The following is a 25,037-nucleotide window of genomic DNA, read 5'->3' as shown; positions in this document are numbered from 1 at the left end:
TTTGCTCTGAATGTCAGGCAGCCGACGGCTCATCCACAAAAAATTTCTGTGGATGAGTGCGTTGACTGATAACACGGTGGTGATCGGTTCTTTATTCTTCGGGACAGACAAAATGATACGGGCTTACACTACGGCGACAGCTCCTCGAGTGATTTACCTTTAGTCTCCACCGCAAACAGCAGCGTCACCAGCCCGCCCGTCAGGGCAATCACGGCGAAAGCGATAAACACGAACCGTACACCGAAGCCAGAGACGATAAAGCCAACCAGCAGAGGCCCTATTGAGGAACCGGCACGCAGCCAGGCGCTGGAGAATGCTGTCCCGATAGCACGCAAACGTGTCGGGTACAATTCGGCAGAGTAGAGGTACAACGAAAAGGCGACCGTCTGCAAAATGGCGTAGGTCATGCTACCAAGAATCAATATTTCGATGGCCGATTTAGCACCTAGTACACAGAGCGTAATTAACGGAATAATTGCTAACATAAACGCCCATGAATACCAGCGTTTACGGCCAACTTTATCAATCAGGAAAGCACACACCACCGACGCAATAACCCCGCAGGAGGAGGTAATCCAGCCGTAGGCTAAGCTGGTTTCGAGGGGCAGATGGAATAAAGTTTTATACATCGTCGGGAACCAGGTAATCATCCCGTTATTAACGGTATAGACCGTTAACCACAGTCCCCATAGCATAAATGTTCGCGACTTATACATCCCGGAGAAAAGTGCTTTGATGCCGGTCTCTGACGATGCCTGTGGTGCAACCGGTTTAATGATCGGCTCCGGCAATTCCATGCCGCGGCGGATGGCCTCATCTTCAAACATAGCGACAACTTTCTCGGCCTGTGCCTGACGACCTTTGGCCGTTAACCATCGCGGTGATTCCGGCATCAGCCAACGCAGAGGCACCGTTAAAGCGGAGGGAATCAGCCCAATCAGGAACATGACTTTCCAGCCATAAATCGGCACCAGAAAAAAGCCGACCAGACCGGCAAACATCATACCGATAGGAAAAATAACTTCATACAACAGGAAAAATCGGCCGCGTTTTTTTGCCCCGACAAACTCATTAATATAAGCGCTGGCGACCGGGACTTCAGCTCCAATACCTAGCCCCTGCAGGAAACGGATCACCAGAATTGACCAGCCGTTCCACGCAAAGAGGCAGGCGGCATCCATCACCACAAACATGATAATGGTGATACGTAGCACGCCAATACGGCCAATTTTTTCCGCCAGTGACCCAAAAAAAAGCGCCCCGCATAATTGTCCGACATAGCTTGCGGCAATAATAAGGCCAACAAACGTCGGGGTAAGCCCCCACTCCTGGGTGAGTTGAGGTAACGCAAAGGCAATAGCAATAATCGTGTAAGCATCAAAGAACGTTGACAGGCCCACTATCACACGGATGGCCAAAAGCCGCCGCGTGATAGGTAACCGCTCAAGTCTGGCCAGTAACTCTGCCGATTTAGTCTCAGAGTGACTGGTAATAATATTATCAGAAGCAATAACCTGAGTTGACATAGTGATACCCTGTTGATTGATTTACCGGGGCATACATGCAAGACAACGAATGATGCCCATGTTGCACAGACAGGCAGGTATTCACTTGCAGTTATTGTAGGGAGTTTGTACACCACAAAAAATAAATGAAAACGTTTCTGCAATCGTTTTCATGTGTAATAATCGTCAGCGGATTAAGAGGCAATGTCAATTCAACAAAGTGAACAATTGATATCCAGTTCACATTCCCGACAGATGAGACAAAAAAAGTGTGATAGCACTCCGAAAGTCCAATATGAATGTGAAAAAAAATCCTGGCGTTGGCATGCGGTAATCAGACGGATCATTACGTACCCGATGTCCCCAGCACAGAGAAAGCAAAATACTTAACCATTTCTTTGTCAGTACCGAAAATTGCCGTAACATTTTATAAAGTTACTCATTCTCTCGTGGCCAGTTTTAAGGCGGAGCCTTTCGGTCAAATTTAATCTCCGGAGTCAGATATGGACCAGGAAAGTGAAGAGCAGGATCACTCAGAAAAAAGACTGATAACCATGCGGGATGTTGCCAGTGCGGCTGGAGTCAGTGTGTCGACCGTTTCACGTATACTGGATGAAAGACTTCCGCCTTCCAGAAGCGCCTCTGCTGAAAAAGTTCGCCAGGTTGCGCGTGAACTGGGATACCGACGGGATTATGTCGCCTCTAGTTTACGTCGAGGAGGAACCGGCACTATCGGGGTACTGGTCCCACGTCTGACCGATGCGGTCACCGCGATGCTCTTCGAAGAAATCGCCCGAGCAGCCGCTCGCCGTGGATATTTTGCGGTTGTGGCGACCTGTGGAGATGACCCTGATCAGGAGCGTGAATCCGTAGAGTCTCTGCTAGATCGCCGCGTCGATGGCCTCATTTTGTCGACCTGTCGGCTGGACGATCCCCTGCCCCAAACGCTGCGGGAAAGGGATATTCCCCACGTACTGGTACTGCGAACGGACGGTATCAGCTTATCTTCCGTTGGGGACGACGAGCTGGGAGGGTATCTGGCGACCCGCCATCTGATTGATTTAGGCCATAAAAATATCGGTCTCATTGGAGGGCCTGATTTCGCCTCCAACGCCCTCAACCGACGAAAAGGTTTTGAAAAAGCCATGCGCGAGGTGAATCTGGAGATTCAGCCACAATGGTGCTGCTCATCCGATTTTAACATCCAGTCGGGTGAAGACGCCGGGGAACGGATACTCAGTACCACGCCTCCTCCCAGTGCCATTTTTGCCGTCAATGACGAAATCGCCATTGGCGTGGTGGCCGCCGCGCACCATCGAGGCATAACCATTGGCCAGGAGTTGTCGCTGGTCGGCTACAATGATATCCCGCTGGTGAGTCGTTTACCGGTGGCACTGACATCGGTGCGAACCCCGCTGGAACATATCGCCAGCAATGCCGTCGATATGCTGATTAACGGTGAAGACCGCCAGCGTCTGCGTGCGGTGGCACCGACACTTATCCCAAGAAAATCAACAACATCATTTAATAAATAACCGACTTCCAACCTCGCTGCATCCTACCCTGTGATGCAGCTACCATAACCTGCAATCTGAAAATTGAAATCTGCGATCGGCTTCTCATGCCCCCGCGTTTATCCTTTTATTTTGTGACCAGCGCCGCATTTATAACCAACTGGCAATTGACGTAAGGATTTTTGGGGTTCAAATTCAAACACGTGAAAACGATTGCAGAAACGATTTCATACTCGTTTCAAACACTCATCACCAAAACACAAAACTTATGTTCATCAAGGAGATAGTCATGATTAATATCGATCTCAGAGGTTTGACTCCAGCACCGGTTACCCCGTTCAATCGTGATGGCAGCATCGATTTTGATGCCATCCAGCGCCTGGGCAGCTGGCTGGGTAGCATCGACGGCGTCAAAGGTCTGGTCGTGCTGGGTCACGCCGGTGAAGGTACCTTCCTGACTCAGGATGAACAGGCAGCGGTTATCCGCGCATTTGTTAAATCCGTGGATGGTAAACTGCCAATCATCGCAGGTATCACCGGCGAAGGGACTGAAGTTGCCGCGCTGGAGGCGAAACGTGCCGTTGCCGCCGGGGCGTCTGCGGGTCTACTCTACCCATCCCACGGCTGGCTGCGTTTTGGCTATCAGGATGGCGCGCCGCAGGACCGCTATCGTGTCGTGTACGAAGAGAGTGGTCTCCCGTTGATCCTGTTCCAGTATCCGGACGTCACTAAAGCGACCTATAACCTGAAAACCCTGCTTGATATCTCCGCACAACCTGGCGTGTTCGCGATGAAAAATGGCGTCCGCAACATGCGCCGCTGGGATACGGAAATTCCTGTGATCCGCCGCGAACGCCCGGATCTGCAGATTCTCACCTGCCACGATGAATACCTGCTGCATACTGCGTTTGACGTTGACGGTTTCCTGGTTGGTTACGGTAATATCGCACCAGAACCGCTGATCGAAATGATCAATGCCGGGAAAGCCGGTGATTATAAGAAAGCACGTGCGGTCCACGATCGTCTGCTGCCGGTGACCAAAAGCGTTTACCACCGTGGCTCACATATGGAAGGCACCGTTGCCTTAAAACACGCACTTGTTGCTCGTGGGATTCTGGAACACGCCACCGTACGTTCGCCACTGCTCCCACTGGAACAGGGTGCAGAAGAAGAGATCCATGCTGCTATCCGCGCATCAGAACTGCCGCGCGTAGGCTAATTGCCGGAAACGCGTTGAAAAAGCAGCATTCAGTTATCACCCTTCCAGCGTGAATGCTGCTCTCTCATCCGGACCGACCATCACGGGCCTACCGTCTGCGCACGGTAGACCGCCACGCCTTAAACTGATGAGCGTGACCCGCTTTTCTAAAACAATACATCAGACGACAACTCTGTATATCCGGGTCGACGGTTATACACCTTTGCCCCGGTCATCCAGGAAGGTATACCATGTCAACATTGGTCCTGAATGCCAGTCGATCTGCCGCCGATACTGCGACAGGTGCTGCCGAACTGGTTGCCCGTATAGAACGCATTCCTGTTACCCGAAAATTAGTTTTCATTCGTCTTGTTACCGGTATTTCCACTTTTTTTGACTCCTACACAGTGCTCGCGATTGCCTTCGCAATGCCAGAACTCATCAGCCAATGGCATCTCTCTCCCCTTTTTGTGGGTCTCATTATCGCCGCCAGCTACGCAGGCCAGCTTGTTGGCGCTATTTTCTTTGGGTCTCTGGCAGAGAAAACAGGACGCCTGAGCGTTCTGAAAATAACGATTGTCATGTTTGTCACGATGAGTGCTGCCTGCCTGTTGGCCTGGAATGGCTGGTCTCTGCTAATTATTCGCTTCCTTCAGGGGATTGGCATCGGTGCGGAAGTCCCGGTAGCCAGCGCCTATATCAATGAATTTATCGGTTCCAAAAAACGTGGCCGCTTCTTTTTATTGTATGAAGTGATTTTCCCGATCGGTCTGATGTTCGCCGGGATCATTGGCTACTTTCTGGTGCCAGAATATGGCTGGAAAGCCATGTTCTGGGTGGGCCTGATCCCGCCGATGATCGCGGCCCCACTTCGTTGGCTGATGCCAGAATCGCCGCGCTGGCTAATAAGTCAAAATCGAATTGCCGATGCAGACCAAATTATCCGCAGTCTGGAGGATGAAGTGATCCGTCGCGGTGGTACCCTGGAAGCTCCAGTGGTGAAGACCTTTGCGGCACCAGTAGATACATCAATGGGATGGCGCGAGCTTTTTTCCGGTATCTATCTGAAACGCACCCTGATGCTCTGGGGATTATGGGTCAGCGCTTATCTTGTTAATAACGGCATGATTACCTGGCTGCCGACCCTGTACCGTAGCGCATTTCATTTATCTATCCCGCTCAGTCTGGCCTATGGCTGGATAACCTCGGCCGCCGGAGTCGCGGCGTCTTTTGCCTGCGCGTTGTTGATTGACCGTACCGGACGAAAACGCTGGTACAGCACAGCATTTTGCCTCTCAGCCCTCTCACTGTTGATTCTGGGAGAAAGTGGTGCGTCCAGTGCTATTGTGGTGCTGGTTTTCACCAGTCTGTCATACGCCATCATGCAGACCGTCACTTTTTCGCTCTACCTATACTCCGCTGAACTGTACCCCACTCGTCTGCGCGCCATTGGTACCGGATTTGGCAGCGCCTGGTTGCGCGCAGGATCCACCCTCGGCACCCTGCTGGTCGGGCTAATTGTTGCAGGACCAGGGGTGGAATACGTTTTCTTCTTATTTGCGGCGGTCGCTCTTGCCGGTGGGGTCGTCACGATGCTTTTCGGTATCGAAACCCGAGGAGCCATTCTGGAGGAACTGTCTCCCTAGAGATGACAGCGACAACACACATACCGGCCAGATGGCCCGCATAAAATAAACAATCTAACCTCAGGTAAGGTGAACGATGAAACTACTGAGTTTTTCCGTTGATGGTCACGAAAAGTACGGTCTGATCTCCCCCGATGGGATTATTGATTTACACCCTTTCTTCCCGGAGTGCCCCGACCTACGGTCGTTCCTGCCCCATCTGCAGCAACTGAATCAGGGGATGCTACTGGGGAAGAAAGCGGACTATTCGCTCGATCAGATAGGTTTTTTGCCGGTGATCCCCCGGCCAAATAAAATCATCTGCGCCGGGATGAACTATCAGGAAAAAAGAGCTGAATTTAACGAGCAGGATCCCGACCCGACGCTCTTCATTCGTTTTGCCGACTCCCAGACCGGGCACCGCTGCGGGCTGATCAAGCCCTCCCGCAGTAACGAGTTCGACTATGAAGGGGAGCTGGCGCTGGTGATTGGCCGGCACGGTTCGCATATTCCCGCGGATCAGGCGCGTGGCTATATCGCGGGATACAGTTGTTATATGGATGGTTCGGTCAGGGACTGGCAGCACACCTGGTTTACCGCAGGAAAAAACTGGCCCGCAACCGGTGGGTTCGGCCCCTGGCTAGTCACTCCAGATGAGATCTCCGATCCTCAGAATCTGGAGATCATCACCCGACTCAATGGTCGCGAGGTGCAACACGACAATACCCACAGCATGATCCACTCGATAGATAAACTGATCGCCTACATTAGTACATTTAGCGCTCTGTCACCGGGTGATGTCATTCTGACCGGCTCGCCAGGCGGCGTCGGGAAAAAACGTCATCCGCCTCTTTTCCTGTGGCCGGGGGATGTGGTGGAGGTCGAGATATCGCAGATTGGTAGTCTGGTAAATCCTGTTATTGCTGAGGTCGACGATACCCCACATTCAGCAAACCCTGTCTACACCAACGCATCCTGACTAGTGGAAACCGCATGCCCTGCGGAGGAGGTCCCACGTGATATTGCTGCAATTTATTATTGTTCTGTTTTTTCTCTATCTGGGGATGCGAGTCGGAGGTATTGGCGTGGGGTTTGCGGGTGGTGCCGGGGTTATCGTGCTTTGCGCCATCGGGGCTACGCCCGGCGACCTCCCGATGCTGGTCATCGTCTTTATTATGGTGGTGATCGTCGCCATTGCAACGATGCAGGAGGCTGGCGGGATCGACTATCTGGTGAGGTTAACCGAGCGAGTGTTGCGGCGGGCACCGCGTTTACTGGTTATCACGGCGCCGCTTTCCACCTGGTTGTTGACGATGATGGCCAGCACGGGACAAGTGTCATTTGCCTGTATGCCGATTATTGTAGAGGTTGCAAAGGAGAACCGGCTTCGCCCTACCCGAGCGTTAGCTATTTCGGTTGTAGCCTCGCTGCTTGGCATTGTTGCATCGCCCATTTCTGCCGCGGTGATTTTTTTCTCCGGGATACTCGAAAAAAACCATCAGGGATGGGGGTATCTGGAGCTTATCTCGGTGATGATACCCGCCACTTTTTTAGCTCTGCTGTGTACATCTCTCTTTTATCTGGTCTGGGATAACATCCGCCAAACCGACCAACTGAGTGCGGACGCTCCCGGCGTCTCTACGCAGACCATGGTTGATAGTATTCCCCCTGGAGCCAAACGCTCAGTGCTGATTTTTATCATGGGCCTGGTAGCGGTGCTGTTATACGCCATGATCAGCAGCCCAAGATCGGGGCTGATTGCGCATCCGGTGTTGAATAGTGGACAGGTCCGTATTTCCGTCATGATGGCAGTCGCGCTGATGATCGTTATTTTTTGTCGTGTCAACGTGCATAATATTCCGGCTACATCCGTCTTTAAAACCGGCATGACTTCCTGCATCTGTATACTCGGCGTGGCCTGGCTCGGTTCAACATTTATGGACAGTAATCAGGTATGGTTGCAAAGCAAGGTATCAGACTATCTGTCAGACTCGCCGCTGTTGTTGGCGCTAATTATTATGCTGGTTTCGTGCTTTCTTTATTCGCAGGCCGCATCAACAAAAATACTCTTCCCGCTGGCTCTGGGGATGGGCATTACTCCCGCCACTCTGATCGCCTGTTTTCCCGCAACTGCGTCCCTGTTTATTCTGCCGAACTACCCGACGTTGCTGGCAGCAGTGGCACTGGATGATACGGGTTCAACCCGTTTAGGCACCCGAATTATCGATCATCCATTTATTCTTCCCGGGTTGATGGCCACGCTGCTGTCCATCATGTTCTCGGCAGGTTTTACACTGTTGTTTTACGCTTAACAGAAATGCGTTTTCGAGTCCTGTATCACTTCAGAATGTCTTCATGTCTTCAGACAGACGAAGTACGACACTCTGTGGGTCAGGTTTCAGACGCTAAAGAATACCTAATTCAATCAATGCCGCGAAAGCAAGCAAGATGAACAGAATAACGGAAATGGGTGTGTTCATATGTTACCTCCCCCGGCAAGACAATTCTTACTATTATCATGAGCATGAATTTTTCGTAATTCATTGATAGAGTTCACAAACAACGAGATTTAAGTTTATCGTTTTATGTAAAACAGCGGTCAGGCGGGAAACAGCCAATACAAGGAGAGTAAACGGTACGATTTATGGATGATAACTCGCGCATACAGCCAAAGAAAAACCGCCCGCAGGCGGTTTAATAACCAGAAGGTGACCCTATTTTGCGTAGCCTAAAAACTGCCCCTCTTTCATCACCGCCACTTTTCCGGTCGTGTAGGTAATAATGGTGTACAGCCCCTGGGAATAGGTTGTGGCTTTTGCATTCACCTCATCCTGCGCGGCCGGCTTGCCATCCACCGTCAGGATGCCCGTCGCGTCACGCTTAATCGTCATTCCGTCATAGTGCCTGGTGAACGCAACAGATTTTTTGGCCGCCTGCGCTTTTTGTGGATACATGGCCTGGGCATTTTCTAAGGCCTGTTTTTCCGCCGCATTCATGATGGCGGCCTGGCGATTCTGTTCTGCGATATAGCACGCATCGCGGCTGACCCCTTTCGCCTCACAATTTGCCATGCGGGAGGCTTCACTTGAGCAGCCGGCCAGCGCCGACACCATTGATGCAATAACGATTAACTTTTTCATGCAACCCTCATTAACGTGTTTTCAGTTATGGACGTCGGCTCTGGTGGCCTGTTAATCCGCGGGCGAATATCCGCGATCTGAAAAAGACAGACGTTGATGCAAGTCATGCCAGAGAGGGGGTTTCATTAAGATTTTTCTGCAACATCGATGGTTGTTATCAGACCAGACCGTTGAGGGGTGCAGGTACAGGAAATTGAGGCAATGTTCGATGCTAAGGATACAAATACGACACAAGGAGGAAAGCAGGCTGGGCGAAATATTAGCGAATACATTGAGATTAAATGGTACGCCCTACAGGGTTCGAACCTGTGACCTACGGCTTAGAAGGCCGTTGCTCTATCCAGCTGAGCTAAGGGCGCATTGAAATGCGGGGGTTTCGTGGAGTGAAACCGCCTGGAATTATACGGTCAACGCTCGGTGAGTCAATGCCTTTTGCCATCATACTACCGCGATAACGCTAACTTGCCTGGATATACTGCAAAGGTTGTTCAAAGTTCAGTCAACGCTGATTTTCAGCACTTCTTCGCCATTTTCGACAATAAACCGCCAAAACAGGCCATTTATCGGCCAAATACCCCTGTTAAAAAGAGTGTCTTTGGGCTTCTGTTCTGTCAAAGAGGGATAAAATCTTAAACGAGGACTGACAGCGAGGCTGGCTTCTGACAAAATATCCGCATCCCCCTTTCGTTACGATACAGATGGAATCCTCTCTCTGATGGCAGCAAAAATTATTGACGGTAAAACGATTGCGCAGCAGGTACGCTCTGAGGTTGCGGAAAAAGTGAAGGCTCGCACTGCGGCCGGAAAACGCGCCCCAGGGTTAGCCGTCGTGCTGGTCGGCAGCAACCCGGCATCGCAGATTTATGTCGGTAGCAAGCGCAAAGCGTGTGAAGAAGTGGGCTTTATCTCCCGCTCATACGATCTCCCGGAAACCACCAGCGAGGCGGAGTTACTGGAGCTTATTGATACTCTGAATGCCGACAACACCATCGACGGTATTCTGGTCCAGCTGCCGCTGCCTGCGGGTATCGACAACGTCAAGGTACTGGAGCGCATTGCCCCGGACAAAGACGTCGACGGCTTCCACCCTTACAACGTCGGTCGTCTGTGCCAGCGCGCCCCGCGCCTGCGCCCGTGCACGCCTCGCGGCATCGTCACCCTGCTTGAGCGTTACAACATCGACACCTACGGCCTGAACGCTGTGGTTATCGGGGCGTCAAACATCGTGGGCCGTCCGATGAGCATGGAGCTGCTGCTGGCGGGCTGCACCACTACCGTCACCCATCGCTTTACCAAAAACCTGCGTCAGCACGTTGAAAATGCCGACCTGCTGATCGTCGCCGTTGGTAAACCAGGCTTTATTCCGGGTGAGTGGATCAAAGAAGGCGCTATCGTTGTTGACGTCGGTATCAACCGTCTGGAAAGCGGCAAAGTGGTCGGGGACGTGGTCTTCGAAGACGCTGCAGAGCGCGCCTCTTACATTACACCAGTGCCCGGCGGCGTCGGTCCGATGACCGTAGCGACACTCATCCAGAACACGCTGCAGGCGTGCGAAGAATATCACGACATACAGGAGGCCTGAGATGGCGAACTTTTCTCTGGGCAAACACCCACACGTTGAACTGTGCGATTTACTGAAGCTGGAAGGCTGGAGTGAAAGCGGCGCGCAGGCAAAAATTTCCATTGCCGATGGTCTGGTGAAAGTAGATGGTGCGGTAGAAACCCGCAAACGCTGCAAAATCGTCGCCGGGCAGACGGTGAGTTTTGCAGGCCAGAGCGTGACCGTTACCGCCTGAACCTGAAAAATAAAAATGCCCGGCTTGCCGGGCATTTTTTTATCGCTTACTTACGCCGCCAGGTGGTGCCCTGCGGGCCATCTTCCAGCACGATCCCCATCTCGTTCAGACGGTCACGCGCCGCATCCGCCGCGGCCCAGTCTTTCGCTTTACGCGCATCCAGACGCTGCTGGATCAGCTGTTCAATTTCCGCTACTTCACCGTCGTCAGCCTGCGCACCGCTTTGCAGGAACAGATCCGGCTCCTGCTCCAGTAGGCCCAGCACGCCAGAGAGCTTGCGCATATGCGCGGCCAGAGCATTCGCCGCCGTCGCATCTTCCGTCTTCAGGCGGTTGACTTCACGCGCCATATCAAACAGCACGGAGTAGGCTTCCGGGGTGTTGAAATCGTCGTCCATCGCCTCGATAAAGCGCGCTTCAAACGCTTCGCCGCCGCTGGCTGCGACCGATGGGTCGGTTCCACGCAGCGCGGTGTACAGACGCTCCAGCGCCGAACGTGCCTGCTTGAGGTTCTCTTCGCTGTAGTTCAGCTGACTACGATAGTGGCCGGACATCAGGAAGTAGCGAATGGTCTCGGCGTCGTAATATTTCAGCACATCACGCACGGTGAAGAAGTTACCCAGCGATTTTGACATCTTCTCGCGGTCAACCATCACCATCCCGGAGTGCATCCAGTAGTTAACGTACTCGCCGTCATGCGCGCAGGTCGACTGGGCGATTTCGTTCTCGTGGTGCGGGAACATCAGATCCGAACCGCCGCCGTGGATATCAAAATGGTTGCCCAGCTGCTTGCAGTTCATCGCCGAACATTCGATGTGCCAGCCCGGACGACCGTTGCCCCACGGGGATGGCCAGCTCGGCTCGCCCTCTTTCGACATTTTCCACAGAACGAAGTCCATCGGGTTGCGCTTCACATCCACCACATCAACACGTGCGCCGGCCTGCAGCTGGTCGAGATCCTGGCGTGACAGCTGACCGTAGTTCGGGTCGGTCGGGACTGAGAACATCACGTCGCCGTTGTCCGCCACATAGGCATGGTCGCGGGCAATCAGCTGCTCGGTGATCTCAATGATCTCGGGAATATGATGGGTGGCACGCGGTTCAAGATCCGGGCGCAGAATGTTGAGCGCATCGAAATCCTTGTGCATTTCGGCAATCATGCGATCGACCAGCGCCACAAAGCTTTCGCCATTCTCATTAGCGCGCTTAATGATTTTGTCGTCGATATCGGTAATGTTGCGCACGTACTTCAACTGATAGCCAAGAAAACGCAAATAACGCGCCACCACGTCAAAAGAGACGAAAGTACGGCCATGACCAATATGACAGAGATCGTAAACGGTAATTCCACACACGTACATGCCTACTTCCCCGGCATGGATAGGTTTAAACTCTTCTTTTTGGCGCGTCAGTGTATTAAAAATTTTTAACATCGAAGATTCCGTGTAGACGTGTGTGGATATAAGTCGCGTATTCTAACCTTAATTCAACCCCGAAGCAGCACACAATGCAAGGTGATCGAACCCTGCGGTTATGCTATAACAGCCCCCTATGTCATGCCCAATTCGGGCTTAAGCACCACAATCACCGGAACAGGATGCAAAAATGGTTACTTTCCACACTAATCATGGCGATATCGTAATCAAGACCTTTGACGACAAAGCGCCGGAAACAGTTAAAAACTTCCTGGACTACTGCCGCGAAGGTTTCTACAACAACACCATTTTCCACCGTGTTATCAACGGTTTCATGATCCAGGGCGGCGGCTTTGAGCCGGGCATGGAGCAGAAAAACACCAAATCCCCAATCCAGAACGAAGCCAACAACGGTCTGAAAAACACCCGTGGTACTCTGGCAATGGCCCGTACTCAGGCGCCGCACTCTGCTACCGCACAGTTCTTTATCAACGTGGCTGATAACGACTTCCTGAACTTCTCTGGTGAAAACCTGCAGGGTTGGGGCTACTGCGTATTTGCCGAAGTGGTTGAAGGTATGGACGTGGTCGACAAAATCAAAGCAGTTGCAACCGGTCGCAGCGGTATGCACCAGGATGTGCCGAAAGAAGATGTTGTGATCAAAAGCGTCACCGTCAGCGAGTAATTCGTGGCGACACTTTTTATTGCGGATTTGCATCTGCAAACAGAAGAACCGGCGATCACCGCCGGTTTTCTACGCTTTTTAGCCGGTGAAGCCCGCAAGGCGGATGCGCTGTATATTCTTGGCGATCTGTTTGAGGCCTGGATCGGCGATGATGACCCCAACCCGCTACATCAGGAGATCGCTGAAGCGATCAATGCCTTAACCCAGTCCGGGGTGCCCTGCTACTTTATTCACGGCAATCGCGATTTTCTCGTCGGCCAGCGCTTCGCCCGCGCCTGCGGCATGACGCTGCTGGATGAAGAAGAGGTGCTTGACCTCTACGGTCGTCAGGTCCTGATTATGCATGGCGACACGCTGTGCACCGACGATACCGGCTACCTGGCGTTTCGTGCCAAAGTACATACGCCGTGGATCCAGCGACTGTTTCTGGCCCTGCCGCTGTTTATTCGTCGTCGCATCGCCGCCAGAATGCGCGCCGACAGCAAAGCAGCCAACAGCAGCAAATCGCTGGAAATAATGGACGTCAACCCGCAGGCCGTAGTCGATGCCCTACAGCGCCATCAGGTACAGTGGTTGATTCACGGGCACACTCATCGCCCGGCAATCCATACCTTAGATGCCAACGGCCAGCCGGCGTTTCGCGTTGTCCTCGGCGCCTGGCATAGCGAAGGCTCGATGGTCAAAGTCACCAAAGACGACGTCGAACTGATCCCGTTCCCGTTTTAATTTCCGCCGCATTTTCACCGTTTATCAGGTGACGCAACCGTTTTCCTTACCGAAAGATCATGTTATTCTCTGTGGCCTCTAAAGCAGTGTGAAGCACACCCACAGGAGTTTTAAGACGCATGTCTTCCCGCAATAATTCGGCGCGTATCGCCATCGTGATGGGGTCCAAAAGCGACTGGGCTACCATGCAGTTTACCGCAGAAATCCTTGATGCCCTGAACGTTCCGTACCATGTTGAAGTGGTCTCCGCACACCGGACGCCCGATAAACTGTTCAGCTTCGCCGAAGGCGCAGAAAGCAACGGCTATCAGGTGATTATTGCCGGTGCGGGCGGCGCGGCGCATCTGCCGGGCATGATTGCGGCGAAAACTCTGGTGCCGGTATTAGGCGTCCCGGTACAAAGCGCGGCGTTAAGCGGCGTCGACAGCCTCTACTCTATTGTTCAGATGCCGCGCGGGATCCCGGTCGGTACGCTTGCCATCGGCAAAGCCGGTGCCGCCAATGCCGCTCTGCTGGCCGCGCAGATTCTGGCACAGCACGACGCGGAGCTGCATCAGCGCCTGAGCGCCTGGCGCCAGGCCCAGACCGATGAAGTCCTCGAGAACCCGGACCCGCGGGGTGCGGCATGAAGCAGGTTTGCATCCTCGGTAACGGTCAGTTAGGGCGCATGCTACGCCAGGCCGGTGAGCCGCTGGGTATCGCCGTCTGGCCGGTCGGCCTCGAAGCCGACCCTGAAGCGGTGCCGTTTCAGCAGAGCGTGATCACCGCTGAAATCGAACGCTGGCCGGAAACGGCGCTGACCCGCGAACTGGCACGCCATCCGGCATTTGTTAACCGCGACGTCTTCCCGATCATCGCTGACCGTCTGACACAAAAACAGCTGTTTGATAAGCTGGGGCTTGCCACCGCGCCGTGGCAGCTGCTGGCGGATAAAAATGAATGGCCGGCGGTCTTCGCGCGTCTTGGCGAACTGGCGATTGTAAAACGTCGCGTCGGCGGTTACGACGGACGTGGGCAATGGCGCCTGCGTGCAGACGACATCGCGCAGCTGCCGGACGAAAACTACGGCGAATGCATCGTTGAGCAAGGCATCAACTTTTCTGGTGAAGTGTCGCTGGTGGGCGCCCGCGCCCATGATGGCAGCACGGTATTCTATCCGCTGACCCGCAACCTGCATCAGGATGGCATTCTGCGCACCAGCGTAGCCTTCCCCCAGGCTAATGCCCGCCAGCAGGACCAGGCGGAAAGCATGCTGACCGCCATTATGAACGAACTGAACTACGTGGGCGTGATGGCGATGGAGTGTTTTGTCACCGCCGAAGGCCTGCTGATTAACGAGCTGGCGCCGCGCGTACACAACAGCGGCCACTGGACGCAGAACGGCGCATCTATCAGCCAGTTCGAGCTGCATCTGCGGGCCATTACCGACCTGCCGCTGCCGCCGCCGGTGGTGAACAGCCCTTCAGTGATGATCAACCTGATCGGAACCGATCTGAACTACGACTGGCTGAAGCTGCCGCTGGTGCATCTGCACTGGTACGACAAAGAGGTGCGTCCGGGCCGCAAAGTCGGGCACCTGAACCTGACCGACAGCGACACCGATCGCCTGAGCGCCACGCTGGAAGCCCTGAAACCGATCCTGCCGCCGGAGTATGCGAGCGGTATCTTCTGGGCGCAGTCTCAGCTCACCTCGCTCTCCTGAGCCGTTCGGGTGGCAAATGCGAGCAACGCATCTGCCGCCCGCATGATAACGGCTATTTGCCGGGGAATTGATCTTCACCCTTCCCCGGCATGCTGTCTGGCGCGTAGAATCCCCTCCTTGCTTTAAAATGCTTTCAGTTTTGACTTCAAAAGGATGACCCATGAAAAATGGGACGGATTACCGCGCCATTCTCACGGCGGATACGCCACTCATTGACGTCCGCGCTCCGGTAGAATTCCAGCAAAGCGCGCTGCCTGCCGCATTTAACCTGCCGCTGATGAACGACGAAGAACGTGCCGCCGTCGGCACCTGCTATAAACGTCAGGGTGCCGATGCCGCGCTGGCGCTGGGCCATCAGTTGGTTCACGGCGAGATTCGGGAAAGCCGCCTCGCCGCCTGGCGTGAAGCCTGCTTACGTTATCCGCAGGGCTATCTGTGCTGCGCCCGTGGCGGCCAGCGCTCGCACATTGTGCAGCAGTGGTTGCGCGAAGCCGGGATTGACTACCCGCTGATCGTCGGCGGCTACAAAGCGCTGCGCCAGGCTGCGATCCAGTCCACTGAAGAGCTGGTCCAGCGCCCGATCGTGTTGATCGGCGGCTGCACCGGTAACGGCAAGACCCAGCTGGTTTGCTCCCGGCCCGACGGCATCGACCTCGAAGGCCTCGCCCATCATCGTGGTTCATCCTTCGGCCGTACCCTGCGCGAGCAGTACGCGCAGGCCACCTTTGAAAATCACCTGGCCGTCGCGATGCTGAAAAAGGCCGAACAGCATCGTCGGTGGGTGCTGGAGGATGAAGGCCATATGATTGGTGCTAACCATCTGCCGGAGTGTATGCGTAACCGGATGGCGCAATCGCCGCTGGCGGTGGTGGAAGACCCGTTTGATATCCGCCTGGAACGCCTGCGGGAAGAGTATTTTGACCGTATGCACCGTGACTTTATGGCGGCATATGGTGAGGAGCAAGGCTGGCAGGAATACACTGAGTATCTGCATCACGGTCTGTTTGCCATTCGTCGTCGCCTGGGGCTACAGCGTTTTGCCCAGCTTACCGCCCTGCTCGACGGGGCGCTGGCGGAACAGTTGCGCAGCGCCAGCACCGACGGCCATTTCGCCTGGCTGGTTCCGCTGCTGAACGAGTATTACGATCCGATGTATCGCTATCAGCTGAGTAAAAAAGCGAGCAACATTATCTTCCGCGGCAGCTGGCACGAGGTCGCCGCATGGCTGGATAATTAGTATGAATCTGCATCCCGGCTGAGCGCTGCGCCAGCCGGGATGCAGGGTGGCTTAGAAGTCGTAACGCAGACGCACCAGGTTCATATCCCCCAGATTGTCGGTGCTGGACGTAAAGACGTGTTCGTAATCAACGCGGAAGCCGTAATCCAGCTGGAAGCTGATCCCCAGACCGTTATCAATGCGCTGATAGTTGCGGCCATTGACGTATTCCAGGCGATCGCCCATAAAGTACGGCTGAATAGTTTTCACCGCGTACTGACCAATCGGGAAGGTATAACCGGCAAAATACTCAATCCCCCAGGCATCCCCGGCGAAATAGTCATAAACATCGGTTTTCTTGGTGGTCATAAAGTTCTGATACCAACCGCCGCCGAAGGAGAAAGTCCAGTTATCTGGTTTCCAGCTCAGCGCAGTACCGAGGATATTCTGGTCATAGGTTTTGTTATCCGCGGTTGACGGGTCACGCATTTCGGCGCGGGTGTAGTTCCACGCGGTACCCCAGGTCAGGTCCTTGGTGATGTGATAATCCACACCCACCGAACCGCCCCCTTTACGTTTATAGCGCAGACCATTTCCCGGCAGATATTCGTTATCTTCAAACAGATAAGAGGCGTAGAGATCGACATCGCCCGCGCTCTTCTTGTACTTCAGCATATTGCGCGAACGGTAGGAACCATCGTAGTCACCGTTGATCCCGTTCCCCGGCGCCTGGGCCACCATATCGTAATCCCAGATATCGGTTTTCGCCCCGACCACATCGTAATAAATACTGTTTTGCTGGCCGTAGGTTAGGGTCCCCCAGGTATCGCTCTTCAGCCCGGTATAAAGCATACGACGGGTGGTATTGTTCGCGCCTTCTGCATAGTGGTTATCCCAGTCAAACAGAGCCGGAATATTCACCCCCAGCTCGTAATAGCTGATCCAGCTTATATCATCAAACAGATAGTAGTCAGCGGCGAAGCGGAAACGAGTCCCGCCATCAAACCCGTTGCGCTTATAGGATCCTTTATCACCGTCGCCAGACATCATATTGAACTGCGGGCGAATACTACCGCCGACGGTAAAGTTCAGGCGGCTCAGCGGATCGCCGGCCTGCGGGTCCTGCTTCAACAGCGTAATTTCGGCCTGGGATGCAAAAGAAGTTAACGCCAGTGCTGCGCCGATCGTTATTGCCAGCGTTTTTATTTTATGTGCCATGCTTTTTCCTTGAGTAATAAGCAACCTTATAGTTTCAAGTCGAATATTACCCGCGAAATGGCATGACGTGTTGTCGGGTTTTTAATGTTTAGTGCTGTTAAAAATCAGTCACTTATCATTTTGTGCCCTTAAAAAAAATGCGCCAACATTTCTGCGGGCGCATCATCAAACCGTCACGAAACTAGTGGCTGAACTGGCGGAACAACGCCTTGCCTTTTAACAGACGCAACCCCAGCCAGCCGCCGCACAGCGAGAGCAGGAATGCCCCGCACAGCGGGAGCATCACCCACAGCCGCCAGTCAGGCGTCCATGGGAAATCAAACACTTTCGTTTGTAGCATCGCCAGCGCCACCTCCGCGCCGATGGCGGCGACAACCCCGGAGACTACCCCCAGCAACGCGAACTCCGCCCACAAGGTCGTTCGCAGCAGGTTTTTTCCGGCCCCCAACGTGCGCCAGACCACCAGCTCCTGATAGCGTTGGCGCAGGCCTACCTGCACCTGTGCCAGCAGCAACAGAATACCGCAGGCGGTCACCAGCACCACCATCACCTCCAGCGCGCGGCTGACCTGAGTCAACACCTGGCCCACCTGGCGCAGAATAGCGCCAATATCCAGCAGGCTGACCGTCGGGAATTCGCGGTTAAGCTGGGTCAACAGCGTCGTGCCGTTATCCCAGCGGAAGCTGGTCAGCCAGCTCTGCGGCTGACCGTCGAGCGCGGCGGGCGGGAAAATAAAGAAGAAGTTTGGCCGCAGGCTCTCCCAGTCCACCTTCCGCACGCTGGTCACCTTCGCGCTGAAATCCTGGGTATCGCCGGTGAAGGTCACGCTATCGCCGAGCTTCACGCCCAGCCGCTGCGCCAGCCCCTCTTCAATCGACACTTCACCGGCTTTTGGCGGCCAGGTGCCGGCCACCAACGGATTATGGTCCGGCCGCTCGCTGCGCCAGGTAAGATTCAGCTCGCGGTTCAACGCTTCGTCTTTATTGCCCTCTGCCGACTGACCGTTAATCTGCGTCAGGCGCGCGCGTACAATCGGATAAAACTCGGTGGCCGTCACATGATGCCCGGCAAGGAACGCTTTCACCGGGTCGACCTGCTCCGGCGCGATGTTGATCAGGAAGTAGTTAGGGCTTTCCGGCGGGAGTTGCTGCTGCCAGCGATCCAGCAGATCGCCGCGCAGCACCAGCAGCAGCGCTAATAACATAAACGACAGCGAGAACGCCGCCAGCTGGCTCAGCGTCGACCACGGCTGACGCAGCAGACGGTTCACCGCCAGACGCAACGGCAGCGCCTTCAGCGTCACCCGCTTCAGCAGCCACAGCAGCCCCCACCCCAGTAGGCCGCACAGCAGCGCCAGCACCACCGCCCCCGCCAGAACCGCCCACAGCAACGGGCTGCCGCCCATCAACCAGGCCAGCAGGATCACCACAATCACGCAGACCAGCGGAATATAGCGCTTCAGCGGCCAGACGTTGGCAACCACATCCTGGCGCAATACCCGCAGCGGCAGCGTAGCCAGCAACAGTCGATATGGACGCAATCCCACCAGCAGTGAAATCACTACCATCGCACCGATGGCCCACAGCCACGGCCAGCCGCTGGCAGGCGGCAGCGCGGCCGGCAGCACCGGCTTTAACATCACCAGCAAGATTTGCTCCAGCCCTACCCCCAGCGCACCGCCGGTAATCACCGCCAGCGCCAGCAGCATCAGCCACTGGCCGACGATCAGCTTACGCAGCTGCGCTCGCCCGGCGCCAAGGGTTTTGAGGATCGCCACCAGGTCATAACGGCTGCGGCAGTAGTGGCTCATGGCCACCGCCACCGCCGCAATCGCCAGCAGCAACGTCAGCAGCGCCGACAGCAGTAAAAACTGCTGCGAGCGTTCCAGCGATTTGCCTAAGGCGCTGTCATCCTGCTCGAGGCCAATCCAGCGGTGTTCCGGCCCCAGTTTTGGCAGTAGCCACTGTTCGTAGGCCGCCAACTGCGGCGCCGTCCCGGCAAACTTATAGCGCCATGAGACGCGGCTGCCGGGCTGTACGGCCCCGGTTTTCGCCACGTCGGCGGTATTCATCATCAGCCGGGGCGCCATCTGGAAGGGGTTAAACCCGGCATCCGGCTCCTGAATGACCTCGCCGGCAATCCTCAGCGTGGCGTCCCCCACATCGATGGTATCGCCGGTTTTGAGATTCAGCAGCGCCATCAGACGCGGCGCCAGCAGCACGCTACCGGCCTGCGGTTTCAGGCCCGGCGGCTGGGTATCCAGCTTGCCGTAAAGCGGATAGGTATCGTCCACCGCCTTCACATCCGCCAGCTGCGGCGTGTTTCCGGCAAAGGTCATGGTGGCGAAGTTGAGTTGCTCGCCGACGGTCAGGCCGAGCCGACGCGCCTCGTCAATCCATGCGGCGGGCACCTCACGTGAACTGCGTAGCGTGCGGTCCCCGGCCATAAATTCGCGACTTTGCTGACTGAGCCCCTTTTCCATCCTGTCGCTTATCGACCCCAGCGCCAGCACGCAGGCCACCGCCAGGCTTAACGCCAGCCAGACGATCAGCAGCGAAGGCGAACGCCATTCGCGCCAGAACCAGCGGGCAATCATGCTTCCTCCTGTAACTGGCCATCCACCAGACGCAGCCGCCGGTCACAGCGGGCCGCCAGCAGCGGATCGTGGGTCACCAGGATAAGCGTGGTGCCGTGTTCGCGATTGAGGGAGAACAGCAGATCGGCAATTTTATCACCGGTATGGCGGTCAAGATTGCCGGTCGGTTCATCAGCAAACAGCAGGGCCGGACGACCGTTAAAGGCGCGAGCCAGCGCGACCCGCTGCTGCTCGCCGCCGGAAAGCTGCGCCGGGAGATGGTGAAGACGTTTGCCCAGTCCCAGTTGCTCCAGTAGCGCCTGGGCGCTGCCCCGGCTTTGGTTATCGGTCTCGCCGCGCAGCAACGCCGGTAGTTCGACGTTTTCGAGGGCGTTGAGGGTTGGAATCAACATAAACGATTGAAAGACAAAGCCGACATGCTTCGCGCGCAGGCGTGCCCTCGCCTCTTCATCCATAGTATGCAGCGGCTGCCCTAGTAAGGAGACTTCGCCGCTGCTGCCGTCGTCCAGCCCGGCAAGAATGGCCAGCAGCGTGGATTTACCGGAACCCGACTCGCCAATCAGGGCGATGGTCTGCGCCGGTTTGACAACCAGCTCAACTCCGGTAAGGATGGAAAGCTGATGCTCTCCCTGACCGACGGACTTCTTAAGATGATGAACTTCAAGTATGTTTTCCGCTGGCATTTGCCTTTCCTGTTTTTGATTTTTTTTGTCTGCCGCGCCACGGCGGCAGAGAAGCTATTAGTGCTTGGCGATAGCCTGAGCGCTGGCTATCGGATGGCGGCCACCGCCGCATGGCCTGCATTACTCAATAACAAGTGGCAGGACAAAACGCCGGTGATCAACGCCAGCATCAGCGGCGACACGTCACAGCAAGGGCTGGCAAGACTGCCCGCGCTGCTCAAACAGCATCAACCACGCTGGGTGCTGGTCGAACTAGGTGGCAACGACGGATTGCGCGGTTTCCCGCCGCAGCAAACCGAACAAACCTTGCGTACCGTTATCCAGGATATCAAAGCCGCCAACGCCCGGCCGCTGCTGATGCAAATTCGCCTGCCCGCGAACTATGGCCGTCGGTATAATGAAGCCTTTGGCGCTATCTATCCGGCCCTGGCCAAAGAGTTTGATATTCCTCTGCTGCCCTTTTTTATGGAGGAGGTCTATCTGAAACCACAATGGATGCAGGATGACGGGATCCACCCTAATCGTGATGCCCAGCCTTTTATTGCCGACTGGATGGCAACCCGGTTGGCTCCCTTAGTTAATCATGACTCCTGATCCTCAGGCGTCGCTTGCAGGTAAAGTTATGCAAAAATCGGTTTTAGTTACCGGCTGTTCCAGCGGTATTGGTCTTGAAAGCGCGCTCGATTTAAAACGTCAGGGCTTTAACGTGCTGGCCGCCTGCCGCAAAGCGGAAGACGTGGCGCACATGCAGACCCTCGGGCTGACCGGTGTGCTGCTGGACCTCGACGATCCGCAGAGCGTGGAACGCGCCGCTGAAGAGGTCATCGCCCTGACCAACAACCGTCTGTACGGCCTGTTTAACAATGCCGGATACGGGGTGTATGGCCCGCTCGCCACCATCAGCCGCCAGCAGATGGAAGCACAGTTTTCCGCCAACTTTTTTGGCGCCCATCAGCTGACGATGCTGCTGCTGCCGGCCATGGAGCCACACGGCGAGGGGCGCATTGTTATGACCTCCTCGGTGATGGGGATCATCTCCAGCCCCGGTCGCGGCGCCTACGCGGCCAGCAAATATGCGCTGGAAGCCTGGTCCGATGCGCTACGCATGGAATTGCGCTACAGCGGCATTAAGGTCAGCCTGATTGAGCCCGGCCCCATCAGCACCCGTTTTACCACCAACGTGAACCAGACCCAACGCGACAAGCCGGTGGAAAATCCGGGTATCGCCGCACGCTTTACCCTCGGCCCGGAAGCGGTAGTGGAAAAAGTGCGCCATGCTTTCACCAGCGAGAGACCAAAATTGCGCTACCCGGTCACCATGGTGACCCACGCGGTGACGCTGCTTAAGCGTCTGCTGCCCACGCGGATGATGGACAAAATTATTCAGGGCTGAGTTGAAGCTCCGGCTGCCGCCCCCATGTATATACCCATAATAATTCGAGTTGCTTGTAGGCGGCAAAGCCGTAAATCCCCAGGAGCTTACACAGGTAAGTGACTGGGTGCAGCCAACACCCAAGCAACTTGAAGGATGAAGGGTATACCCAAAATCGACTAAAGAGATGCGCTCATGTCAGTACAGAATGTTATCAATATTACCGAAGCTAACCTGCACCAGACGCTGGAGCAATCCACGACGGCGCCGGTGCTGTTTTATTTCTGGTCAGCACGCAGCCAGCACTGCGAGCAGCTGACGCCGGTTCTGGAAGGACTGGCCGCGCAATACAACGGTCAGTTTACCCTGGCGAAGGTCGACTGTGACGCCGAGCAGATGCTCGCCTCACAGTTTGGTCTGCGCTCCATACCGACGGTTTACCTGTTCCAGAATGGCCAGCCGGTCGACGGCTTCGAAGGCCCGCAGCCGGAATCAGCCATCCGCGCACTGCTGGATAAAGTCCTGCCGCGTGAAGAAGAACTCAAAGCCCAGCAGGCGCTGGCGCTGATGCAGGAAGAGAAATATCTGGAAGCGCTGCCGCTGCTGAAAGACGCATGGCAACTGTCAAATCAGGATAGCCAGATTGGCCTGCTGCTGGCGGAAACGCTGATCGAGTTACAGCGCTCTGATGAAGCCGAAGCGGTGCTGAAAACCGTGCCGATGCAGGATCAGGACACCCGTTTCCAGGGGCTGGTCGCGCAGATTGAGCTGCTGAAACAGGCGGCGGATACCCCGGAAATTCAGCAGCTGCAACAGCAGGTTGAGCAGAATCCCGATGATGCGTCCCTGGCAGCCCAGCTGGCACTGCAGCTGCATCAGGTCGGTCGTAACGACGAAGCCCTGGCGCTGCTGTTCAGCCACCTGCAGAAAAATTTGGACGCCGGTGACGGTCAGGTTCGTAAAATGCTGCAGGAGATCCTTGCCGCACTGGGTACCGGCGATGCGTTAGCCGCGAAGTACCGCCGTCAGCTCTATTCCCTGCTGTACTAATCCCTTTCTCCGCGTAAATCCCCCCGGTCGGCGCTGCGCTTACCGGGGCGATGAGTGACAATATCAGACCGCCCGGATAAGCCACTTGCGCCGCCATCCGGGGAACCGTTTAGTTTATGAGTGTTTTTTCAACTGCGTCACCACCAGCTGATGGCGGGCGTTGAAGAACTTCCGGTAGGTCAGATACCCGGCGATAATCGTCGACAGACTGGCGGTAGACAGCAGCATAAACGTCACCATAATCTGATACTTAATCGCCTTCACCGGGTCGATCCCGGCAAAAATCAGCCCCGACATCATGCCGGGCAAACTCACCAGGCCAACCGTTTTGGCCGAATCAATCGTCGGTATCAACGAAGCACGAATGCTTTCGCGAATGAGCCCTGCCGCCGCCATTTTCGGCGTGGCGCCAAGACTGAGCTTCTCCTGAATTTGCTGTTGCTCGCTGCTAAAGCGCTGGCCCATATTGTTGTAACACAACCCGACCGCCACCATCGCGTTGCCGGCCACCATGCCGGCGATGGGGATCACCTGCATCGGTACAAATGTAATCGACCCCGAAAAGACCAGCACCGCCAGCGTCAGCCCGGCGCCGGTGGTAATCGCAATAAATGACGATATAAAGGCCTTATCAATATATTTACTGCGCTTTTGCGCATTCCACGCCGCGTTAAAGCAAATAAACAGCACCATTAACAACGTCAGCAGCACGTGGTTTACATTAAAAATATATTTCAGAACGTAGCCGACAATAATCAGCTGAACTACCGCCCGACACACGCTCCAGATAATATCTTTTTCCAGCGCCAGCTTTTCCCGATAGCTCACGATAATAGCGATCAGCACCAGAACCATCGAAAGCGCCAGTGATTCATTGGTAATATTATGCCCGTTCATGGTTCCCCTCCTGAACATTACCCGCCGCCGGCTGCAAGGTTATCACTTCATCGGCATGGGCAATTTCATTGCTATCGTGGGTGACCCACAGCACCGCCATATTTTTTTCCTTCACATAACCATGAATAATATCGTTGACGTTGCGTTTATTGTTTTCATCCAGCGCGCTGGTCACCTCATCGAGGAGTAAAATCTGCGGCAGAAACTGCAGATTACGGATTAACGACACGCGCTGTTTTTCACCACCGGAAAGCTCGTGGATCGATTTTTCCAACGTATTCGCCGCCAGATCGAAGCGCTGTAAATCCGCGATCAGCGCCGCGGGGTCTGGCTGCTGCTGACGGATCTGCCAGGGAAAAATCAGATTGTCATACACCGAGTCGCCAAACAGCGCCGGGGTCTGGGCGCAATAAGAGACCTGCTGGCGGTAAGTTTCCGGGGAGAGCGTCGTAATATCCCGATCGTTAAAAAAAATGTGCCCCGACGTTGGGCTGAGTAACGACGCGATAATTTTCAGCAACGTACTTTTCCCGCAGCCGGAAGGTCCGGTGATCAGCGTAAATTCGCCCGCCCGAAGCTGGAGATTGATATTATTCAGGATGATCGTCTCATCGCTGCGAAAACCCACATTTTCAAGACGCAAAATAGCGTTATTGTCCGTCATTATTGATCCACTTAAGTTTGCAAAACTCGGCTAGTT

At 55.0% G+C, this 25,037-nt stretch carries 23 protein-coding genes and 1 tRNA gene; 15 read left to right on the top strand and 9 right to left on the bottom strand.

What is annotated here, in order from left to right:
• Positions 1 to 128 precede the first annotated feature (128 nt).
• Positions 129 to 1,526, bottom strand: coding sequence for an MFS transporter (locus ACMYSO_RS20005; RefSeq protein ID WP_434667155.1), 1,398 nt, complete (start codon positions 1,524 to 1,526; stop codon positions 129 to 131).
• A gap of 482 nt (positions 1,527 to 2,008) precedes the next feature.
• Here ACMYSO_RS20005 and ACMYSO_RS20000 point away from each other — a divergent pair, with 482 nt between their 5' ends.
• The 5 genes from ACMYSO_RS20000 to ACMYSO_RS19980 all read left to right on the top strand — a co-directional run bounded on the left by ACMYSO_RS20000 (position 2,009) and on the right by ACMYSO_RS19980 (position 8,154).
• Positions 2,009 to 3,040: a LacI family DNA-binding transcriptional regulator gene (locus ACMYSO_RS20000; protein ID WP_434667152.1), complete on the top strand. Its 1,032-nt coding sequence runs from the start codon at positions 2,009 to 2,011 to the stop codon at positions 3,038 to 3,040.
• A gap of 268 nt (positions 3,041 to 3,308) precedes the next feature.
• Complete coding sequence (locus ACMYSO_RS19995; RefSeq protein ID WP_064160637.1) at positions 3,309 to 4,238, top strand: dihydrodipicolinate synthase family protein; 930 nt, start codon at positions 3,309 to 3,311, stop codon at positions 4,236 to 4,238.
• 230 nt (positions 4,239 to 4,468) lie between these two features.
• Positions 4,469 to 5,863, top strand: coding sequence for an MFS transporter (locus tag ACMYSO_RS19990; protein ID WP_264973674.1), 1,395 nt, complete (start codon positions 4,469 to 4,471; stop codon positions 5,861 to 5,863).
• Positions 5,864 to 5,939: 76 nt separating this feature from the next.
• A complete protein-coding gene (locus ACMYSO_RS19985; RefSeq protein WP_434667148.1) occupies positions 5,940 to 6,821 on the top strand; it encodes a fumarylacetoacetate hydrolase family protein in 882 nt (293 codons plus the stop codon).
• 37 nt (positions 6,822 to 6,858) lie between these two features.
• A complete protein-coding gene (locus ACMYSO_RS19980) occupies positions 6,859 to 8,154 on the top strand; it encodes an anaerobic C4-dicarboxylate transporter family protein (RefSeq protein WP_434667145.1) in 1,296 nt (431 codons plus the stop codon).
• Positions 8,155 to 8,556: 402 nt separating this feature from the next.
• Here the strand turns inward: ACMYSO_RS19980 and ACMYSO_RS19975 are convergent, their stop codons facing one another.
• Positions 8,557 to 8,982, bottom strand: coding sequence for a hypothetical protein (locus ACMYSO_RS19975; protein WP_434667142.1), 426 nt, complete (start codon positions 8,980 to 8,982; stop codon positions 8,557 to 8,559).
• Between the two features lie 282 nt (positions 8,983 to 9,264).
• Positions 9,265 to 9,341: transfer RNA gene (locus ACMYSO_RS19970), tRNA-Arg, on the bottom strand.
• Positions 9,342 to 9,697: 356 nt separating this feature from the next.
• Here ACMYSO_RS19970 and folD point away from each other — a divergent pair.
• Both folD and ybcJ read left to right on the top strand, forming a co-directional pair.
• On the top strand, positions 9,698 to 10,564 hold the full coding sequence (gene folD / locus ACMYSO_RS19965; RefSeq protein WP_123755776.1) for a bifunctional methylenetetrahydrofolate dehydrogenase/methenyltetrahydrofolate cyclohydrolase FolD: 867 nt from the start codon (positions 9,698 to 9,700) through the stop codon (positions 10,562 to 10,564).
• Between the two features lies 1 nt (position 10,565).
• Positions 10,566 to 10,778 (top strand): ribosome-associated protein YbcJ, encoded by a 213-nt coding sequence (gene ybcJ / locus ACMYSO_RS19960; protein ID WP_434586090.1) that lies wholly within the window; start codon positions 10,566 to 10,568, stop codon positions 10,776 to 10,778.
• A 46-nt stretch (positions 10,779 to 10,824) separates the two neighbouring features.
• On the opposite strand, the gene cysS is transcribed toward ybcJ, so the two are convergent.
• On the bottom strand, positions 10,825 to 12,210 hold the full coding sequence (gene cysS / locus ACMYSO_RS19955) for a cysteine--tRNA ligase (RefSeq protein ID WP_434667139.1): 1,386 nt from the start codon (positions 12,208 to 12,210) through the stop codon (positions 10,825 to 10,827).
• A gap of 172 nt (positions 12,211 to 12,382) precedes the next feature.
• Between cysS and ppiB the strand changes: the two genes are divergently transcribed.
• The 5 genes from ppiB to mnmH all read left to right on the top strand — a co-directional run bounded on the left by ppiB (position 12,383) and on the right by mnmH (position 16,542).
• Positions 12,383 to 12,877: a peptidylprolyl isomerase B gene (gene ppiB / locus ACMYSO_RS19950; RefSeq protein ID WP_123755773.1), complete on the top strand. Its 495-nt coding sequence runs from the start codon at positions 12,383 to 12,385 to the stop codon at positions 12,875 to 12,877.
• Positions 12,878 to 12,880: 3 nt separating this feature from the next.
• Positions 12,881 to 13,603 (top strand): UDP-2,3-diacylglucosamine diphosphatase, encoded by a 723-nt coding sequence (lpxH, locus tag ACMYSO_RS19945; RefSeq protein ID WP_434667136.1) that lies wholly within the window; start codon positions 12,881 to 12,883, stop codon positions 13,601 to 13,603.
• 119 nt (positions 13,604 to 13,722) lie between these two features.
• On the top strand, positions 13,723 to 14,232 hold the full coding sequence (purE, locus tag ACMYSO_RS19940; protein ID WP_128878885.1) for a 5-(carboxyamino)imidazole ribonucleotide mutase: 510 nt from the start codon (positions 13,723 to 13,725) through the stop codon (positions 14,230 to 14,232).
• The gene (gene purK, locus ACMYSO_RS19935; protein ID WP_154143529.1) at positions 14,229 to 15,305 is read left to right on the top strand and encodes a 5-(carboxyamino)imidazole ribonucleotide synthase; all 1,077 of its coding nucleotides are present in this window, start codon (positions 14,229 to 14,231) and stop codon (positions 15,303 to 15,305) included. Before purE ends, purK begins: the two co-directional genes overlap by 4 nt.
• A 160-nt stretch (positions 15,306 to 15,465) precedes the next feature.
• On the top strand, positions 15,466 to 16,542 hold the full coding sequence (mnmH, locus tag ACMYSO_RS19930) for a tRNA 2-selenouridine(34) synthase MnmH (protein ID WP_434667133.1): 1,077 nt from the start codon (positions 15,466 to 15,468) through the stop codon (positions 16,540 to 16,542).
• A 51-nt stretch (positions 16,543 to 16,593) separates the two neighbouring features.
• Here the strand turns inward: mnmH and ACMYSO_RS19925 are convergent, their stop codons facing one another.
• From ACMYSO_RS19925 to ybbA, 3 genes are all read right to left on the bottom strand, one after another.
• Entirely contained in the window at positions 16,594 to 17,739 is a 1,146-nt protein-coding gene (locus ACMYSO_RS19925) for a porin (RefSeq protein ID WP_434667130.1), read from the bottom strand.
• Between the two features lie 181 nt (positions 17,740 to 17,920).
• Positions 17,921 to 20,335, bottom strand: a complete 2,415-nt coding sequence (gene ybbP / locus ACMYSO_RS19920) for a putative ABC transporter permease subunit YbbP (RefSeq protein WP_434667127.1) — start codon at positions 20,333 to 20,335, stop codon at positions 17,921 to 17,923.
• Entirely contained in the window at positions 20,332 to 21,018 is a 687-nt protein-coding gene (gene ybbA, locus ACMYSO_RS19915) for a putative ABC transporter ATP-binding protein YbbA (protein WP_123755766.1), read from the bottom strand. The genes ybbP and ybbA overlap by 4 nt, the downstream gene beginning before the upstream one ends.
• On the opposite strand from ybbA, the gene tesA reads away from it, so the two are divergent.
• The 3 genes from tesA (at position 20,989) to ACMYSO_RS19900 (ending at position 23,440) form a co-directional block, all read left to right on the top strand.
• Complete coding sequence (gene tesA, locus ACMYSO_RS19910; protein ID WP_434670844.1) at positions 20,989 to 21,612, top strand: multifunctional acyl-CoA thioesterase I/protease I/lysophospholipase L1; 624 nt, start codon at positions 20,989 to 20,991, stop codon at positions 21,610 to 21,612. The two genes, ybbA and tesA, sit on opposite strands and share 30 nt — an antisense overlap.
• Positions 21,602 to 22,411, top strand: a complete 810-nt coding sequence (locus ACMYSO_RS19905; protein ID WP_187042101.1) for an SDR family oxidoreductase — start codon at positions 21,602 to 21,604, stop codon at positions 22,409 to 22,411. The genes tesA and ACMYSO_RS19905 overlap by 11 nt, the downstream gene beginning before the upstream one ends.
• Positions 22,412 to 22,585: 174 nt before the next feature.
• Positions 22,586 to 23,440 carry a tetratricopeptide repeat protein gene (locus ACMYSO_RS19900; RefSeq protein ID WP_434667123.1) on the top strand — a complete coding sequence of 285 codons (855 nt, stop codon included), beginning with the start codon at positions 22,586 to 22,588 and terminating at the stop codon, positions 23,438 to 23,440.
• A 114-nt stretch (positions 23,441 to 23,554) separates the two neighbouring features.
• Here ACMYSO_RS19900 and fetB read toward each other — a convergent pair whose 3' ends face one another.
• Together fetB and fetA are read right to left on the bottom strand one after the other, a co-directional pair.
• Positions 23,555 to 24,337 carry an iron efflux ABC transporter permease subunit FetB gene (gene fetB / locus ACMYSO_RS19895; protein WP_434667121.1) on the bottom strand — a complete coding sequence of 261 codons (783 nt, stop codon included), beginning with the start codon at positions 24,335 to 24,337 and terminating at the stop codon, positions 23,555 to 23,557.
• Positions 24,324 to 25,001, bottom strand: a complete 678-nt coding sequence (gene fetA, locus ACMYSO_RS19890; protein ID WP_434667119.1) for an iron efflux ABC transporter ATP-binding subunit FetA — start codon at positions 24,999 to 25,001, stop codon at positions 24,324 to 24,326. Before fetA ends, fetB begins: the two co-directional genes overlap by 14 nt.
• Between the last annotated feature and the right edge of the window lie 36 nt (positions 25,002 to 25,037).

Origin of the sequence: Klebsiella sp. B345, from assembly GCF_051131735.1 — a bacterium.
Classification (GTDB): Bacteria; Pseudomonadota; Gammaproteobacteria; order Enterobacterales; family Enterobacteriaceae; genus Klebsiella.
Note: the sequence above shows the minus strand (reverse complement) of the source record. Positions and strands in the feature narration are given on the sequence as shown.